Below are 15,947 nucleotides of genomic sequence, written 5' to 3'. Positions count from 1 at the left end.
CCTGAACCAGACCGGAAATAGACTGGAATCATACCGGATTCATACGGAAATTGTACTGTTTCCGGACTCCCCGAGCGGGCGAGTTTCCAACAGTGCGTCCCGGCTTACTCCGCCGGATTTTCCTCCGTCTTGTCGATCACCGGATGACCATGATCCGGATCGTCATTCATCCGGTGCATGGCCAGAACGACACCCGAAAGGGCGAGAATCGCAATCAGGTTCGGGAAGGCCATCGACGCATTGGAAATATCGCCGAGCAGCCAGAGCCAGTCGGCCGAGGCGACGGTGCCCAGGAAGATGATCACGACCCAGACATAGCGGAAGGGGTGCGTCGCCCACTCGCCGACCAGATATGTCGCCGCCTGTTCACCGTAATAGGACCAGCCAATGATCGTGGTAAATGCAAAGAAAAACAGCGCTATAGGCACGATGAACTCACCGCCCGGGAAGGCGGCCCCATAGGCGCGGGTCGTAATGGCGGCGGAGTTGGCGTCGGTCTCCCAGGCATGGTCGACAGCGACCATGGACTTGTCGATTTCCGCCTGGAGCGCCGTCCAGGCTTCGCCGCCCTCGGCCTCAAGCGCCGCGACCTGTTCGACGGTCATCGACTGAAGCGCCGGCGGATGGGCCGCCTCGATGGCGATGTCCTCAAATGTCACGCCCGAGGCGCGGCACTCCTGCAGCCAGGCAGCGGCAACCGCCCCATTCTGGGCAATCGTGCGCTCGCGGCCTTCGGTATAGGCACTCGGGAAAAGTGCCCCCTCATCAAGGCCTTCCGGCAGTGCGTAATCAGCTGCGATACAGCTGTTCGCCGCCATAAGGGCGGGGCTTTTCTTGAAGTCGCCAACCACGGTCAGGATGACCAGCGCGGTCATTGTGCAGATCACGATCGTGTCGATGAAAACGCCGATCATGGCGATCTCGCCCTGCTGGACCGGGTTCTTGGTCCGGGCGGCCGCGTGCGCAATCGGGGCAGACCCCTGACCGGCCTCGTTCGAGAACAGGCCGCGTGCGATACCGTAGCGAACCGCCTGCATGACCCCGTAGCCAGCTGCGCCGCTTGCGGCTTCATGCCAGCCAAATGCATGGCTGAAGATTTCGCCGAAGGCGCCGGGCACCTTGTCGATATTGATGATCAGCACGATCAGGGCGGCCAGCACGTAGAGCCCCGCCATGACCGGTACCACCTTGCCGGCAAAGCTGCCGATGGACTTGATGCCGCCGATGATGACGGCGAAGACCAGACCGGCCAGAACGAGCCCGATGGCCCAGGGCGGAATGGACAGGCCGAGCGTCGATGAGCTCGTCTCGGTGACCGATTCCATGATCGAATTGGCCTGGATCGCGCCGCCTGTCGCCGCCGCCGAGAACAGCGTACCGAGACAGAAGATGACGGCCAGCCAGCCCCAATGCTTTCCGAGGCCGTTCTTGATGTAATACATCGGGCCGCCATTGATGCGGCCGTATTCGTCGGTCTCACGATACTTCACGGCGAGCGAGCTTTCCGAGAAGGCGAGCGCCATGCCGAAGATGGCCACGATCCACATCCAGAAGATCGCACCCGGCCCGCCCAGCGTGATCGCCGTTGCGACGCCAGCAAGGTTACCTGTACCGACCTGGCCCGACAGCGCCGTTGAAAGGGCCTGCCAAGGCGTGATCGCCCCGTCCTCGCCCTGGGCCTTGCGGCCCTGCCAGACTTCGACCAGCGCCGGCACGAAGCGGCGCAACGGCCGCGCGCCGAGGCGGATCATCATGAACAGCCCGGTCCCGAGCAGGACTACGGCAAGCGGACCGATCTGGCCCGGAACGACGACGGCGTCGCCCCATGTGCCGCCCCAGATGAATCCGGCGACATTCTCGATGAGTGTGATGATATCCAAAGCTGGCCTCCCCGGCTCCCTGAAGCTCCTGTTGGGTGACCGACACTAGACGTGTTTTCGCCGCTGTGAAGCAGGACGGGGCAGATTTTACATCTGCCCCGCCCGTTGGTGATCGATTTTTGCCCGGATTCAGGTCAGGCGCTGAAACCTTCCCCGACACCAAAGTCGCGGCGGGCCGAAACAATTGTCACAACAACACCGGCCAGCACATCGAGCAGGGTCATGATCATGATGATGAAGAAGACCGAGGTCGCGAAATTCGGCAGGAGCAGGAATTCAACGAGGCAGACGATGAAAAGGATCATCGAGATCGCGTGATTGATGATCGTCGCCGTGCCGGTCGAGGTCGATTTCAGGATTTCCATGAACAGGAGCGCGATCGAGAACAGGATCAGCATCTCGCCATTGGTGACCGCCCAGTTGACGCCGGAGATCATCGGCATCGTCAGCATCGGATTGTTGAGCAGGTCGAGAATCGGCGATGCATTCGCGATCACGGCACTGTCAGGGTCGCCGGAGCCACCGAAAGGCAGCGCAATCAGGTTGTAGATGGCAACCGGAATGACCAGTAGCGGAAAAATACCGAGTAGCACACGCATGATGAATCCCCTGGCTGTTGTGGGACGGCGCTCAGCCGCCGCGCGTTTCTTGCGGCCCTCGGCCTGGGCGATTGCCGCCGCACCGAAGAATCCTTTCATACTCATGCCTAGCGTCCCCTTTCGCTGCTGTTAAGCACGAAGTTCTACATCAGAAGGCGCAAAGACGGCAGAATTCAGGTCAGGGAAGATACGGTCAGATCTCGTCCGCGCCCTCGGGATTCCGGCGCCGCCGGATCAGCCAGGTGACGCCGCGAAGGTCGGAGAGCGCCGCCCAGAGCCGTCCGAAATTCGTGTACTTGGACCGGCCCGCGCCACGTTCACGGTGATTTACGTCCATATATTCAACGTCATAGCCATCGGCCCGGACGAGCGCTGGCATGTAGCGGTGCATGTGATCAAAATAGGGAAGCGTCAGGTAAACCTCGCGCCTGAGCACCTTGATGCCACAGCCGCTGTCATCGCAATCGTCGCGCAACATGCGCTTGCGGATCGAATTGGCAAAGCGCGAACCGAAACGCTTCCAGGCGGTATCCTTGCGGCTCGCGCGGCGGCCCATCACCATGGCGAGCTTTTCAGGGGCGTCCTGCCGCGTCAGGGCGCGGTACAGGTCTGGCAGGTCGGCCGGGTCGTTCTGGCCATCGCCGTCAAGCGTGCCCACCACCCGTCCGCGGGCCGCCTGAACACCGGTCCGGATGGCACGGCTCTGGCCGGCATTCTTGCGGTGGCTGAGGATGCGCAGCGCCGGAAAGGTTTCCTTCAGCTCAGCGAGTTCAGAGCGGGTCTCATCGGTTGAAGCGTCGTCGACGAAGATCATTTCGTAGGCGCGTCCATCCAGCGCTGTCGCGATCTCGCGGGCCAGCGCTTCGACATTTCCGGACTCATTATGCACCGGTACGACAACGGAGAATTCTAGCGTTTCTGCCACGGCTTCTGGCCTCCCGCGGAGGATCTTGGGGTCTGACTGGTGGCCCTCTTTAAGCGCTTCGCCGGAAAAGCGAAACCATGGAAAGCCGCGCCGGCTGCCAGTGCCCGTGTCAAAGCGCAGCGATTCGGCTAGACGGGCGAAGATGGCCAGCCCGACCGACCTGCCGATTGAGCCGCTGCTTGCAGACATCTGCGAGGCCGTTCGCACGCACCGGCGCCTGGTGCTGGCCGCTCCGCCCGGGGCCGGCAAGACGACACGCGTCCCGCTGGCGCTGGCCGGTCTGATCGATGGGTTCAAGGCCCTGCCCGGCAAAGTGGTCATGCTTGAGCCGAGACGGCTTGCGGCGCGGATGGCGGCCGAACGCATGGCCGCAACGCTGGGCGAGAAGACCGGCGGCCGGATCGGCCTTGCGACCCGGATCGAACGCAAGGTTTCAAAAGACACCGTCGTCGAAGTCATCACGGACGGCCTGTTCACGCGCCGCCTGCTCGCAGACCCGACGCTGGAGGGCGTTTCGGCCGTGATCTTTGACGAGATCCACGAGCGCAGCCTGAATGCCGATCTCGGCCTCGCGCTTGCCCTGGAAACACAAGCCGTGTTTCGCGACGACCTGCATATCATCGCCATGTCAGCCACGCTGGACACCGGGAAGGTCGCCGCGAAGCTGGAGGCACCCGTGATCGAAAGTCGGGGCCGGCAATACCCGGTCGAGACGAAGTATCTCGGCCGAACGCGAGAGCGGATCGAAGACCAGATGGCCACCGCGATCGACAAGGCCGTGCGCGTCGAAACAGGCTCTGTCCTCGCCTTCCTGCCAGGGGCGGGCGAGATCCGGCGGACCGCCGAGCGGCTTGGTAGCCTGCCGGGCGGTGTCACCGTCCACCCGCTTTTTGGCGCGCTCTCACCCAGGGAGCAGGATGAAGCCGTCCGGCCTGCGCCCGAAGGCCAGCGCAAGGTTGTGCTTGCAACCGACATTGCCGAAAGCGCGCTGACAATTGATAGCGTCCATGTCGTCGTCGATTCCGGCCTCGCCCGCGTGCCGGAATTCGACCCAGCCAGCGGGACGCAGGTTCTGCGCACCATCCGGGCGGCGCGGGCCAATGTAGACCAGAGGCGCGGACGGGCCGGTCGGCTCGGCCCCGGCGTCTGCTACCGGCTTTGGGACGAGGAAGAGACACGCGGGCTGATTGCCGCGCCATCGCCGGAAATCCTGAATGCTGACCTTTCGGGGCTGATGCTATCCCTGGCCGAGTGGGGCGAAGACGACCCGTACCGCCTGACCTGGCTGGATGCTCCGCCGAAGGGCCGTATCGACGCGGCCCGGGAGGCGCTTACAGCCTATGGCGCGCTGGACAGCGCCGGCAAGCTCACCGCCCGGGGCAAGCGCATGGCCGCCCTGCCGCTGGACCCGAAATATGCAAGCCTTGTCGCGAGCGCGGACACCGAAGGCGAACGAGCGCTTGCGGCCGAAATCGCCGCACTGGCCAGCGAAGCCGGAATCGGCGGCAGTTCGGCCAATCTCCTGGACCGGCTGGCCGGTTTCAGACGCGATAGCAGCCCGCGCGCCAAGGCGCTGAAGCAGCAGGCGCGCCGCTGGGCCGGAAACGCTGAGGCGTCCGGGGACCCGGCGCTGCTGCTGGCAAAAGCCTGGCCCGGACAGATTGCAAGGCGCCGCGACGGATCGCAGACGAGTTACCTGCTGGCGAATGGCCGGGCTGGCGAGCTCGCAGCCGACTCGGCCCTGGCCAAGGCGCAGTGGATCGTCGTGGCCGATATGGTTGGCGCGGCAGGACGCGCCCGCATAACGCTGGCAGCACCGATTGGCGAACAGGATGTCCTCGCCCTGCAGCCCCCTGTCACCGAAGAATGGGCAAGCTTCGAACCGGCATCCCGCAGCTTCAAGGGGCGCCGCGTGAAGGCTATCGGCCGGATCGTGCTCTCCGAGACGCCGCTGCCGCAGCCTTCCGGCGATGTGGCGCGGGCCGCCTTTATCGAATTCGTGCAGCAGGAAGGGTTTGAAGCCGCGGGCCTGGATCAGCCCGCGCAGACATTCCTCGCGCGGCTGCGCCTGCTGCATGAGGCTTTCGGCGATGACTGGCCCGCGCCGTCCGAAGCAGAGCTTGCCGCGCGCGCCGATGACTGGCTCGCCGCAGCGCTCGGCGGCGGCGCATTCCGGATGCCGTCGGACGGCGCGGTGCTGAACGCGCTGAAACAGTCGCTCGGCTGGCCGAAGGTACAGGAGATCGACGCCCTTACGCCAGCTTCTATCCCGCTGCCCAGCGGGCGGGACGCACCGGTCGACTATCTCGATGACAATGCCCCGCTGGTCGAGGCGAAGGCGCAGGAGCTCTACGGCCTGACCCGGCAGCCTGCCATTGCAGGCGGACGCGTACCCGTGACGCTGCAGTTGCTCTCGCCTGCGGGCCGGCCGATCGCGGTGACGAAAGATATCGCGGGGTTCTGGGCGGGCGGCTATCGCGACATGGCCAAGGATATGCGGGCCCAGTATCCCAAGCATGACTGGCCCGACGACCCGGTCAAAACAAAGCCGCATGCGGGCATGACCAAGAAAAGGCTCGGCAGATAAGCGGCATACCCATCGGCAGCCCTCAGCCAATGGCTGCAGGCGGGATGGCGTGTCTCAGCGCTCGTTCAAGTGGTCTGTGCGGTAGCGCCTTCCAGGCGAGACGCCGCGTCTGCCGTCTGCAGGGCTACAATCTTCCTCACCATGCTTGAGGCGTGGAAGAAGAAGGCGCTGAAATAAAGGGCTGAGGCGGTCAGCTCCAGATATTCCTCCGCCGTCCGGTGGACATGGTTTGGTAGAGGGACCTGAAAGTAGTCGCCGTCTCCCATATCCATCACCAGATAAAGGATGTGGGCAAGAAAACCGGCGACAAGCAGGCCGAGCACCACACCGCGCAGTGTCTCGATCCGGTTGAGAACAAAGATGCCGATACCTGCGCTCGCGATGAGAAGCATTTTAGGATGATCATCGTCGCCTGTGATCTTCACTGAATGCTCGTGGATCATGAAGAGCTCATCCAGCGCAACAATCCCGATAACGGCGGAGCCCATCAACCACAGGGTGGCAATCCTGGGCTTTCCGATGCGCAATACGCCTATCATCAGCGCCATGGAGGAAGCCGCCCAGAGCATGCTGCCGTGCATGATGTCGAGCGGCGACCCTTCCATCCAGACAACCTCATCGGTACGAAGCTGGAAGACCGTTGCTGACATGAAAAAGGCCGCCAGGAAGCCAGCCAGGATAATGGCGGTCCACTGATCTTCGCGGCTGAACCCAGCTGCAAGCTTTCTCATCACGTCCTCTGGAAGTCCCCACCCCGTTTATTTCACTTTTATTACACATCCTCCACCACAGCAAGAAACATTCCGATGTCGGATCAATAGTGCATCGAGTTGCAGGTCCGGGAGCCCAGGCTTGGACAATAAAAAACCCCGCCAGTTGGCGGGGTTTTCCAGAATGACCCTGGATTGAGGCGGTGCCTTACTGGCAGGCCAGGCATTCGTCATAGTCGGTCTTGGGGACCTCCATGCCTTGCGCCTTTTCCTTGTCTGCCGCACCAGCCCAGCTGGCGCGCTGGACGGACTTGGACCGGCAGTAATAGAGCGACTTCAGGCCCTTCTCCCAAGCGGACCAGTGCAGCATGTGCAGGTCCCATTTGTCGATATCGGCCGGCAGGAAGACGTTGAGCGACTGGCTCTGGCAGATATAGGGCGTGCGATCGGCGGCCAACTCGATAATCCAGCGCTGGTCGAGCTCGAAGGCAGTCTTGAAGACGGCCTTCTCATGCTCGTCGAGCGCTTCGAGATGCTGGACCGAGCCTTCATTCTCCAGGATGGACGACCAGGTCTCATCGGTATCGAGATCCTTGGCGGCAAGCACGCGCTGCAGCTGCGGATTCTTCACGGTGAAGGAGCCAGACAGCGTCTTGTGCGTATAGACGTTCGCCGGGATCGGCTCGATGCCCGCTGAGGTGCCGCCGCAGATGATCGAGATCGACGCGGTCGGCGCGACGGCCATCTTGTGGCTGAAGCGGGCCATCATGCCGGCATCGCGCGCATCCTCGCAGGGGCCGCGCTCCTTGGCAAGCTTGACCGAGGCCTGGTCGGCGCCGGCGCGGATGTGCTTGAACATCTTCTCGTTCCAGACCTTCGACATCGCGCTTTCCATCGGCACGTTCATCGTCTGCAGGAAGGAGTGGAAGCCCATCAGGCCGAGACCAACCGAACGCTCGCGCTTGGCAGAATAGACCGCGCGGGCCATCTCATCCGGCGCGCGCTCGATGAAGTCCTCAAGGACGTTATCGAGGAAGCGGTAGATGTCTTCCAGGAAGTTCTCGTCTTTCGACCATTCGAGGAATTTCTCGGCATTGACCGAGGACAGGCAGCAGACCGCCGTGCGGTCCTCGCCCTTGTGGTCGACACCGGTTGGAAGCGTGATTTCCGAGCAAAGGTTCGACTGGCGGACCTTGAGGCCAAGCTTGCGCTGGTGCGCCGGCATGGCGTTGTTCACCGTATCGGTGAAGAGCAGGTAGGGCTCGCCGGTCTGGATGCGCAGCTCAAGGATCTTCTGCCAGATCTTGCGGGCATTCACCTTGCGCAGCACTTCGCCATTCTTGGGCGAGCGCAGGCCGAACTCTTCATCATTGCGGACCGCTTCCATGAACTCATCGGTGATGTTGATGCCATGGTGCAGGTTGAGGGACTTGCGGTTGAAGTCGCCCGACGCCTTGCGGATTTCCAGGAACTCCTCGATTTCCGGGTGGTGGATGTCGAGATAGCAGGCCGCCGACCCGCGGCGCAGCGAGCCCTGGCTGATCGCCAGCGTCAGCGAGTCCATCACGCGGATGAATGGGATGATGCCGGAGGTCTGTCCGTTCTGGCCGACTTTCTCACCGATGGAGCGGACATTGCCCCAATAGGTGCCAATGCCGCCGCCATTCGAGGCGAGCCAGACATTCTCCGTCCAGGTCTCGACGATATCGTCGAGCGAATCGCCAACCTGGTTGAGGAAGCAGGAAATCGGCAGGCCGCGATCGGCGCCTCCATTCGACAGGACAGGCGTTGCCGGCATGAACCAGAGGCGCGAGATATAGTCATAGATGCGCTGGGCGTGATCCTGATCGTCAGCGAAGGCCTTCGCGACGCGGGCGAACATGCCCTGATAGGTCTCACCCGGAAGGAGGTAGCGATCCTCGAGCGTCTTCTTGCCGAACTCGGTCAGCAGCGCATCGCGCGAATTATCAATCGTGATTTCGATGTCTGAAACCAGCTTCAATTCAGGACGCGCCTGACCCTTCGGCTTACCCCGGCGAAGGCTGGCTTTCGTGGTGGTGGCAGCATTGCTCGCAGACATCGTCTAACCTCTTCATCGGCCCGTTAAATATAGGGATGATGCCCCTGAAGCGCCATATATCCGGTGCCTCAGCCCTTCCCCAATACTAGATATAGTGTTCCCAAGGTTAATGCTTGGTCAATGGGGCACACGGAAGATTCAGCACCTAAGCGGTGGAAAACGGGTAAAGCGAACGTTAACACGCCCCCGCCATGCCCACCATGATTGACAATCTGTCATGCACAGAAATGCGCCGGCCTGTGGATGGCCGCGCGAAGAAAAAATCAGAGTGAATTTGTTTCGGTGCCAGACTCATCGGGAATCGATGCGAATCGGGTTTCGGGGAAGCGCGCGGCGAGCGACTGATTCCATCTAAAGAGCTCAGGCCAGTTCTCCCCTTCATTCGACATCAGCCCCAGACGGACGATGACGAGGTCGCGCGAAGGCACCACGAATATCGTCTGGCCCTCATGGCCCTCGGCAGCGAAGCTGTCCCAGGGCGGGGCGTTCCGCTTCTGATAGGATGGGACAGGGTCCGCGCCGCGCGTCGTGATCCACCAGCCAGCCCCGTAGACATTGGCATCCGTGGCGTCGGGGTCCGTGCGGGAGAAGTCGACCCAGCCTTCGGGCAGGAGCCGCTCACCCTCCCACACACCGTCGCGCAGATAGAGATAACCGAACTTCGCAAAGTCCCTGGCCGACGCCCAGACCAGCGAGCCGCCGAGATATGTCCCAGCCGAATCGAATTCCGGCTGGGCGTCCATGCCGAGGGGGTCGAACAGTAAAGCTTTGATCACTTGAGCAGACCAGCTTGGGCCGCTTCCAGCTTCGGAACACAAATCCAACTTCGGGTGACTGCAATTGGTTTTATCGCTGATGGTTTTCTGCAGCGCCCGTCCGAGCAGGTGGTACCCCGCCGTCGAATAGTTCCACACCGTCCCCGGCTCGTGGATGAGGGGGAGTTCGGACACAATATATTGTGTCACGTCGAACCTGCCCGGCCCATACATCATCTGGATGACGTCATTCTCCGCCATGCTGGTCGCGCCGATCTCGAGATAGTCGAGCCCATCGGTCATGGTCAGCCACTGGCGCCAGGTGATTTCGCTGCGCGGATCGTCAGCCTCGAAAGGCGATGGCATCGGCGCATCGATATCTTCGATCAGGCCGAGCTGAACGGCACGGCCCGTCAGCGCGGAGGTGATCGACTTCGCCATGCTCCAGGACACCTGTTTGGTGTCCGGACCGAACCCGTCGCGATAGGCTTCGAGCACAAGCTTGCCGCGATGGATGATGACGACGCCCCGCGTCTCGCCCATCACATCACTGAGCTCGCGCGCCATCGCTTCGTCGATTTGCGCCCGGACATCATCCGCGATCCCGGGCGGCAGCTCGCCCTGCTCCCAGCCCTCGGTCGGCCAGGCAAGCCCGTCGGGCTGCGGCGGAAGCGGCACGAGGGACTGGGCAGTGGCAGGCAGAATGGTGGCAAAAGCGAGCGCGAGGCTTGCCAGCAACCGCTTTTGGCCAAGCCAGAACCGGCCATATCCCTTGCCCAACATACCGCGCCTCCCTATCCCTTTTATCGCTGAGGGCAGATTAGGGGCGTGTGATGAAGCTCGTCAAAGTGTTTGCGGTGATTGCCGTCGTGCTCGCGATCGGCGCGGGGGTCGGTTGGCAGGTCTGGCTCAAGGACCAGGTCGCCTATGCCAAGGTCGCCACCGCCTATGGCGCCAAGATGGTCTGCTCCTGCCGCTTTGTGGCCGGGCGCGAAATGGACAGCTGCATGCAGGATTTCACGGCCGATATCAGCGCCGTCACAGTGTCCGAAGATGAGGCGACGATCACGGCCAGCGTCCTCGGCGGCGCGATCAAATCGAGGGCCGTCTTCGAAGACGATCTCGGCTGCGCGCTGGTAAACGACTGACGCCTGGGGTCAGGGCAGGATGGGCTCGCCGCCAAAAGCATCCGCGTAGGCGGGCTTCAGCTCGCTTTCAAAGGCTTCGTAGCTGACGCCAACCTCGTACACGCCTTCGGCATAGGCGCCGACTTCATAAGGCGCGAAATGGTAGATCATGCCCCCCGACCTGGCCGGATCGGACGAGCGGGCGAAAGTAAACCCCTGGAAAACGCTCTCATTGCCCTCGAAAGCCGGGCCGACCCAGGCCGTCATCATTTCGTTCTCGCTGATCCCTGTGCCCTCCAGCCGGATGCGTTTCTGTTCCAGAAGGCCGTCCTTCAGGGCGAGGGTCATGGCTGCACGAGCCGCTTGCGGATCATCGAAGAGATCCTCGAACGTGACCAGAATGCTGTCTTCCCGGTCCCAGTTGAGCACATCGAAGAAAACATTCGGATGCGCGCCGCCCGTATAGGTCGCATAGGTCCCGAGATAGGCGGCGAGACGACCCTCGCGCGGGCCGACCTCGATCCACTTCACGTCGAGCGAGTGCGGCCGGAAGTCATAACCTTTTTCCGCAGCCTCGGCCTTGTCGGCTTCGGCAGTGGCGATGAAGGCCTCGGTCCCGCGATTGGCGCGGCTGCGAATCTCATCGGCGAGGTCAGGATGAAGGGTATCCAGGTCCTTGGGTAGGCTGATATCGATCGTCGCGGCCTGTTCGCCGTTCACGATCGCAACTTGCGGCGAGGAATTGAACAGCTCGTCCGTACTCGCAGCCGTGCCCTTTGCATTGGTCTGCGTGTCTGGCTCGGCAAGCTCGGACGATGATGAAGGAAGCTGTTCGGCCCCACAGGCCGCGACGGCGAACGCCGCAATTAGTCCTGACCAGCGAAACACTTAACGACCCACCATTGCTGTTTACTCAGCTGTTATAGACTCAAAAGTTCGGGGTCACCACCTTGGGCCGTAATATTGTTGGTTAACACACGTTCTGCCGCAAACCGTAGCAAATAGTGCGGTCCGCCCGCCTTCGGTCCGGTCCCTGACAGGCCCTCGCCGCCAAAGGGCTGGACGCCGACAACAGCCCCCGTCATGGAGCGGTTTATGTAGGTATTGCCAGCATGAACCACCGCGCGGACCTTCCGGGCGAAACTCTCAAGCCGCGAATGGACCCCGAGCGTCAGCCCGTAGCCTTTCGCCTGCAGCGCTGCGCCCACCTTGTCGATATTGTCGGGGTCGTAGCGGATAATGTGAAGGACCGGGCCGAACGTCTCCCTTTCGATCTGGTCCAGGCTGTTGAGCTCAATGATGGCGGGACCAAAGAAGTGCCCGCCATCCGGCGCATCCATTTGCTTGAGAAGTGTCGCTTCGCCTTTCATGCGCGCAACATAGCTGGTCAGCATCTCGTGCGCTTCGGCGTCGATGACCGGCCCGACATCGGTATCGGCATGGCCGGGATGGCCCAGCTTCAACTCGTCCATGGCACCCATCAGGCCGTCGATCAGCAGGTCAGCGGTGTCATTCGGCAGGAACAGGATGCGCAGCGCCGAACAGCGCTGCCCGGCAGACCCGAAGGCCGAGACCAGCACATCGTCAATCACCTGTTCGCGCAGCGCCGTCGTATCGACGAACATGGCGTTCAAGCCGCCCGTCTCCGCGATGAACGGAATGATCGGTCCATTCCGGTCGGCCAGCGTCCGGTTGATGAGACGCGCGGTGTCCGTGCCGCCGGTAAAGCAGACGCCGGAAACGCGCGGATCCGCAGTCAGCTTCGCACCGACCGTTTCGCCGCGTCCCGGCAGCAGGTGTAGCGCCTCGCCCGGCAGGCCAGCGGCCTGGAACAGGCGCACGGCCTCATAGGCGACCAGCGGCGTCTGCTCGGCCGGCTTGGCCACCACCGTATTGCCCGCACCCAGCGCCGCTGCGATCTGCCCGGTGAAAATGGCCAGCGGGAAATTCCAGGGCGAGATACAGGCAAAGACGCCCCGGCCATGCAGGGAGATATGGTTTGTCTCGCCAGCCGGTCCCGGCAGGCGCGTCTGTCCTTCGAATTTTTCTTCGGCCTGGACGGCATAATAGCGGCAGAAATCGACGGCCTCGCGCACTTCGGCGACTCCATCGCCAAATGTCTTGCCGCCTTCTTCAGCCATCAGGGCGCAGAGGCGGTCCATATTGTTTTCGAGCGCATCGCCCATCGCGGCCAGAATCCGCGCGCGGGCCGCACCGCCGCGCTTGTCCCATTCCGGCTGGAAGCGGACAGCCACGTCCAGCGCTGCATCGACATCGGCCTCGCTGGCTTCGAGCACTGTGCCGAGCGTGCGCGACAGGTCGAAAGGCGGCGAGACTGGCTGGCCACCCGTTGTCTTTGGTTTGCCGGAGATGATCGGCCCTGCTTCCAGCGCCGGGCCTGTTTCCAGCTTGGCGACATTCTGCTCGAGCACATCGCGCTCGCCAGCCTGTGAAAGATCCACGCCGATCGAGTTGCGGCGAAGCGGCCCGTACAGACGCGGCGGCGTCGGTATGCGCGGATGCCGCCGCGGTCCCGCTTCAACCTTGGCAATCGGGTCGTCGACAACTTTCTCGACCGGCACATCCGGATCGAGGAAAGAGTGAACGAAGCTCGTATTGGCGCCGTTCTCCAGGAGACGGCGAACGAGATAGGGCAACAGGTCCTTGTGGGCGCCAACGGGCGCGTAGACGCGGACCTTGCCACCCTTTTCGGCCGCGCCATAAAGCGGCTCACCCATGCCATGCAGGCGCTGGAACTCGTAATTCGTGACGCCCTCATCCTCGGCCATCATCAGGATCGCCGCCAGCGAATGAGCGTTGTGCGTCGCAAATTGGGGATAAAGGCGCGGGCTTGCCCGCAGCAGGGCGTGGGCGCAGGACAGATAGTTGAGATCGGTGCCCGGCTTGGTCGTGAAGACCGGGAAGTTGACCATGCCCTCTTCCTGGGCGTGCTTGATCTCAGTGTCCCAATAGGCGCCCTTCACCAGCCGCACCATCAGCCGCGTGCCGGTCTCGCCAGCGAGCTTCGACAACCGCTCGATCACTTCATGGGCGCGTTTCTGATAGGCCTGCACGGCGAGGCCAAGCCCCTGCCATCCCTTCAGGACGGGCTCTCTCATCAGACGTTCCAGCAGCTTCAGCGAGATGACCAGCCGATCGGCTTCCTCGGCATCAATGCACAGATTGATATTATGCTTGGATGCCTCTTCGGTGAGGGCAAGGAGCTTTGGATAAAGCTCCTCCATCACCCGGGCCTGGTTTACCGCTTCATAGCGCGGATGCAACGCTGACAGCTTGACCGAAATGCCATTCTTTTCTTCCGGCGCGTATTTCGGGTCGCCATCGCCGCCGACCGTCTTGATCGCCTCCATATAGGCGGTGAAATAGCGCTCGGCGTCCTCGCTCGTGCGGGCCCCTTCGCCCAGCATGTCGAAGCTGAAATTTGCCGCGTCGCCTTCCTTGATCATGCGCCGGCCGCGTTTCAGCGCTTCCTTCACCGTGCGGCCAAGGACGAACTGCTCGCCCATGATCCGCATGGCCTGCAGCATTGCCGTCCGGATGACCGGTTCGCCGCTCTCGCGGATCAGGTTGTGCAGGAAGGTCGCCGGCCCCTTGCGGGCATCCTCCGGCGGGCCGATCACCCGGCCGGTCAGCATCAGCCCCCAGGTCGAGGCGTTGACCAGCCAGCTGTCGGACTGGCCGGAATGCGCGCCCCAGTCGCCGGATCGGATCTTCTCGGCAATCAGCTCATCGCGCGTCTCGGCGTCAGGCACGCGCAGCAGGGCTTCGGCAAGGCACATCAGCGCGAGGCCCTCGGCATTCGAGAGGCCGAACTCCTCGAGGAAGCTCTCCATCATGCCTTTCGGCCGACCAGCCGCGCGGGCTTTTTCCACAAGTTCCCGGCCGCGCCGGACCGAGGCGGTCCTTGCCCGCTCATCGAGCGGAAACGATTTCAGAATGTCCGCAACGAGGGCTTCCTCATCGGCGAACTTGCGGGCATCCAGCGTATCCCAGCTGCTTTCGGCTGTGTTTCCAAAGTCTGGCATGGTTGTGCTCCCTGCTCGAACCTGCTGCACTCTCGTTATAATTACAATCTTCCCGCAGGTTTACGCCCGCTGGAATGCGCCTAAAAGTGTCGCGCTGCGGACAGCTGCAAGGAGACCCGATGCGTATCATGCTCATTACCGATGCCTGGGAACCTCAGGTGAACGGTGTCGTACGCACGATGAAACGGGTGATCGCCGAATGCGAGGCCATGGGGCATGAGTGGGAAGTCGTCTCGCCTGCCGACGGTTTCACGACCATCCCGCTGCCGACCTATAGCGAAATCCGCCTTGCCCTGTTCGCCCGCAAGGCCATTTCCGAACGGTTTGAAAGCTTCCAGCCCGATGCCGTCCATATTGCAACCGAGGGCACGCTGGGCCTCGCGGGCCGCGCCATGTGCCTGAAGGAAAAGCACCCCTTCTCGACCTCCTATCACACGCGCTTCCCGGAATATGTCTCTGCGCGGTTTCCCATCCCGACGGCCTGGGGGTATGGGTTCGTCCGCTGGTTCCACAAATATTCCGGCAAGGTGATGGTCGCGACACCGTCCATGCGCAAGGAGCTGGAAGATCACGGCTTCAACAATGTCGTCTCATGGACGCGCGGCGTGGATGTCGACCTGTTCCACCCCTCGCGGCGCATCGAGGAGGGCCAGCCAGGTGACCCGTTCGAGGGCCTGCCGCGTCCCATCTTCCTGAATGTCGGCCGTGTCGCGGTCGAGAAGAATATCGAAGCCTTCCTGAAACTCGACCTGCCCGGCTCGAAAGTCGTTGTCGGCGAAGGCCCGCAGCTTGAAGAACTGAAGCGGAAATATCCGAAGGTGAAATTCCTCGGCGCGAAGTTCGAGGAAGAGCTGGCGACCTGTTTTGCGAGCGCTGACGTCTTCTGCTTTCCAAGCCTGACCGACACGTTCGGCCTCGTCATCCTGGAAGCGATGGCCGCCGGCACACCGGTCGCCGCCTATGACGCGCCGGGCCCGCGCGATATCATTCCTGGGTCGAATGCCGGCGTCATCGGTGAGGACCTGCAGCAGGCCTGTGTCGACGCGCTGAAGCTCAGCCGCGAAACCGCGCGCACCTATGCCGAGGGCTATAGCTGGAGAGCGTGCGCTGAGGCCTTCATCGAGAATCTTGATCCGCTGCCGGTGCCGGAACGCAAACGCTTCTGGCAAAAGATCCGCCTGCGCCGGCGCAAGAAGAAACCGCCCGTGGAAACGCCGCCAGAGGCTTAGCCCAGCTGC

At 62.4% G+C, this 15,947-nt stretch carries 11 protein-coding genes; 3 read left to right on the top strand and 8 right to left on the bottom strand.

The window, feature by feature from the left end; all coding sequences use genetic code 11:
• Positions 1-104: 104 nt before the first annotated feature.
• The 3 genes from D1227_RS03865 to D1227_RS03855 form a co-directional block, all read right to left on the bottom strand.
• Positions 105-1,880 (bottom strand): alanine/glycine:cation symporter family protein, encoded by a 1,776-nt coding sequence (locus tag D1227_RS03865; protein ID WP_119403837.1) that lies wholly within the window; start codon positions 1,878-1,880, stop codon positions 105-107.
• A 134-nt stretch (positions 1,881-2,014) separates the two neighbouring features.
• Entirely contained in the window at positions 2,015-2,584 is a 570-nt protein-coding gene (locus D1227_RS03860) for a hypothetical protein (RefSeq protein WP_233349613.1), read from the bottom strand.
• 88 nt (positions 2,585-2,672) lie between these two features.
• A complete protein-coding gene (locus D1227_RS03855) occupies positions 2,673-3,404 on the bottom strand; it encodes a glycosyltransferase family 2 protein (RefSeq protein WP_119403836.1) in 732 nt (243 codons plus the stop codon).
• Between the two features lie 142 nt (positions 3,405-3,546).
• Between D1227_RS03855 and hrpB the strand changes: the two genes are divergently transcribed.
• Positions 3,547-5,991: an ATP-dependent helicase HrpB gene (gene hrpB, locus D1227_RS03850; RefSeq protein ID WP_119403835.1), complete on the top strand. Its 2,445-nt coding sequence runs from the start codon at positions 3,547-3,549 to the stop codon at positions 5,989-5,991.
• 65 nt (positions 5,992-6,056) lie between these two features.
• Here the strand turns inward: hrpB and D1227_RS03845 are convergent, their stop codons facing one another.
• From D1227_RS03845 to D1227_RS03835, 3 genes are all read right to left on the bottom strand, one after another.
• Positions 6,057-6,722 (bottom strand): hypothetical protein, encoded by a 666-nt coding sequence (locus D1227_RS03845; protein ID WP_119403834.1) that lies wholly within the window; start codon positions 6,720-6,722, stop codon positions 6,057-6,059.
• 187 nt (positions 6,723-6,909) lie between these two features.
• Positions 6,910-8,781 carry a ribonucleoside-diphosphate reductase subunit alpha gene (locus tag D1227_RS03840; RefSeq protein ID WP_119403833.1) on the bottom strand — a complete coding sequence of 624 codons (1,872 nt, stop codon included), beginning with the start codon at positions 8,779-8,781 and terminating at the stop codon, positions 6,910-6,912.
• A 263-nt stretch (positions 8,782-9,044) separates the two neighbouring features.
• A complete protein-coding gene (locus tag D1227_RS03835; RefSeq protein ID WP_119403832.1) occupies positions 9,045-10,319 on the bottom strand; it encodes a serine hydrolase domain-containing protein in 1,275 nt (424 codons plus the stop codon).
• Positions 10,320-10,369: 50 nt separating this feature from the next.
• On the opposite strand from D1227_RS03835, the gene D1227_RS03830 reads away from it, so the two are divergent.
• The gene (locus tag D1227_RS03830) at positions 10,370-10,684 is read left to right on the top strand and encodes a hypothetical protein (protein ID WP_119403831.1); all 315 of its coding nucleotides are present in this window, start codon (positions 10,370-10,372) and stop codon (positions 10,682-10,684) included.
• Positions 10,685-10,693: 9 nt separating this feature from the next.
• Here D1227_RS03830 and D1227_RS03825 read toward each other — a convergent pair whose 3' ends face one another.
• Together D1227_RS03825 and putA are read right to left on the bottom strand one after the other, a co-directional pair.
• Positions 10,694-11,551, bottom strand: coding sequence for a DUF3298 and DUF4163 domain-containing protein (locus D1227_RS03825; RefSeq protein ID WP_119403830.1), 858 nt, complete (start codon positions 11,549-11,551; stop codon positions 10,694-10,696).
• Between the two features lie 32 nt (positions 11,552-11,583).
• Positions 11,584-14,709, bottom strand: coding sequence for a bifunctional proline dehydrogenase/L-glutamate gamma-semialdehyde dehydrogenase PutA (gene putA, locus D1227_RS03820; protein ID WP_119403829.1), 3,126 nt, complete (start codon positions 14,707-14,709; stop codon positions 11,584-11,586).
• Between the two features lie 119 nt (positions 14,710-14,828).
• Here putA and D1227_RS03815 point away from each other — a divergent pair, with 119 nt between their 5' ends.
• The gene (locus D1227_RS03815; RefSeq protein WP_119403828.1) at positions 14,829-15,938 is read left to right on the top strand and encodes a glycosyltransferase family 4 protein; all 1,110 of its coding nucleotides are present in this window, start codon (positions 14,829-14,831) and stop codon (positions 15,936-15,938) included.
• Positions 15,939-15,947 lie beyond the last annotated feature (9 nt).

The organism is Henriciella mobilis, assembly GCF_003576315.1.
In the GTDB taxonomy this organism is placed as follows: domain Bacteria; phylum Pseudomonadota; class Alphaproteobacteria; order Caulobacterales; family Hyphomonadaceae; genus Henriciella; species Henriciella mobilis.
This window is presented reverse-complemented; position numbering and strand designations above follow the sequence as displayed.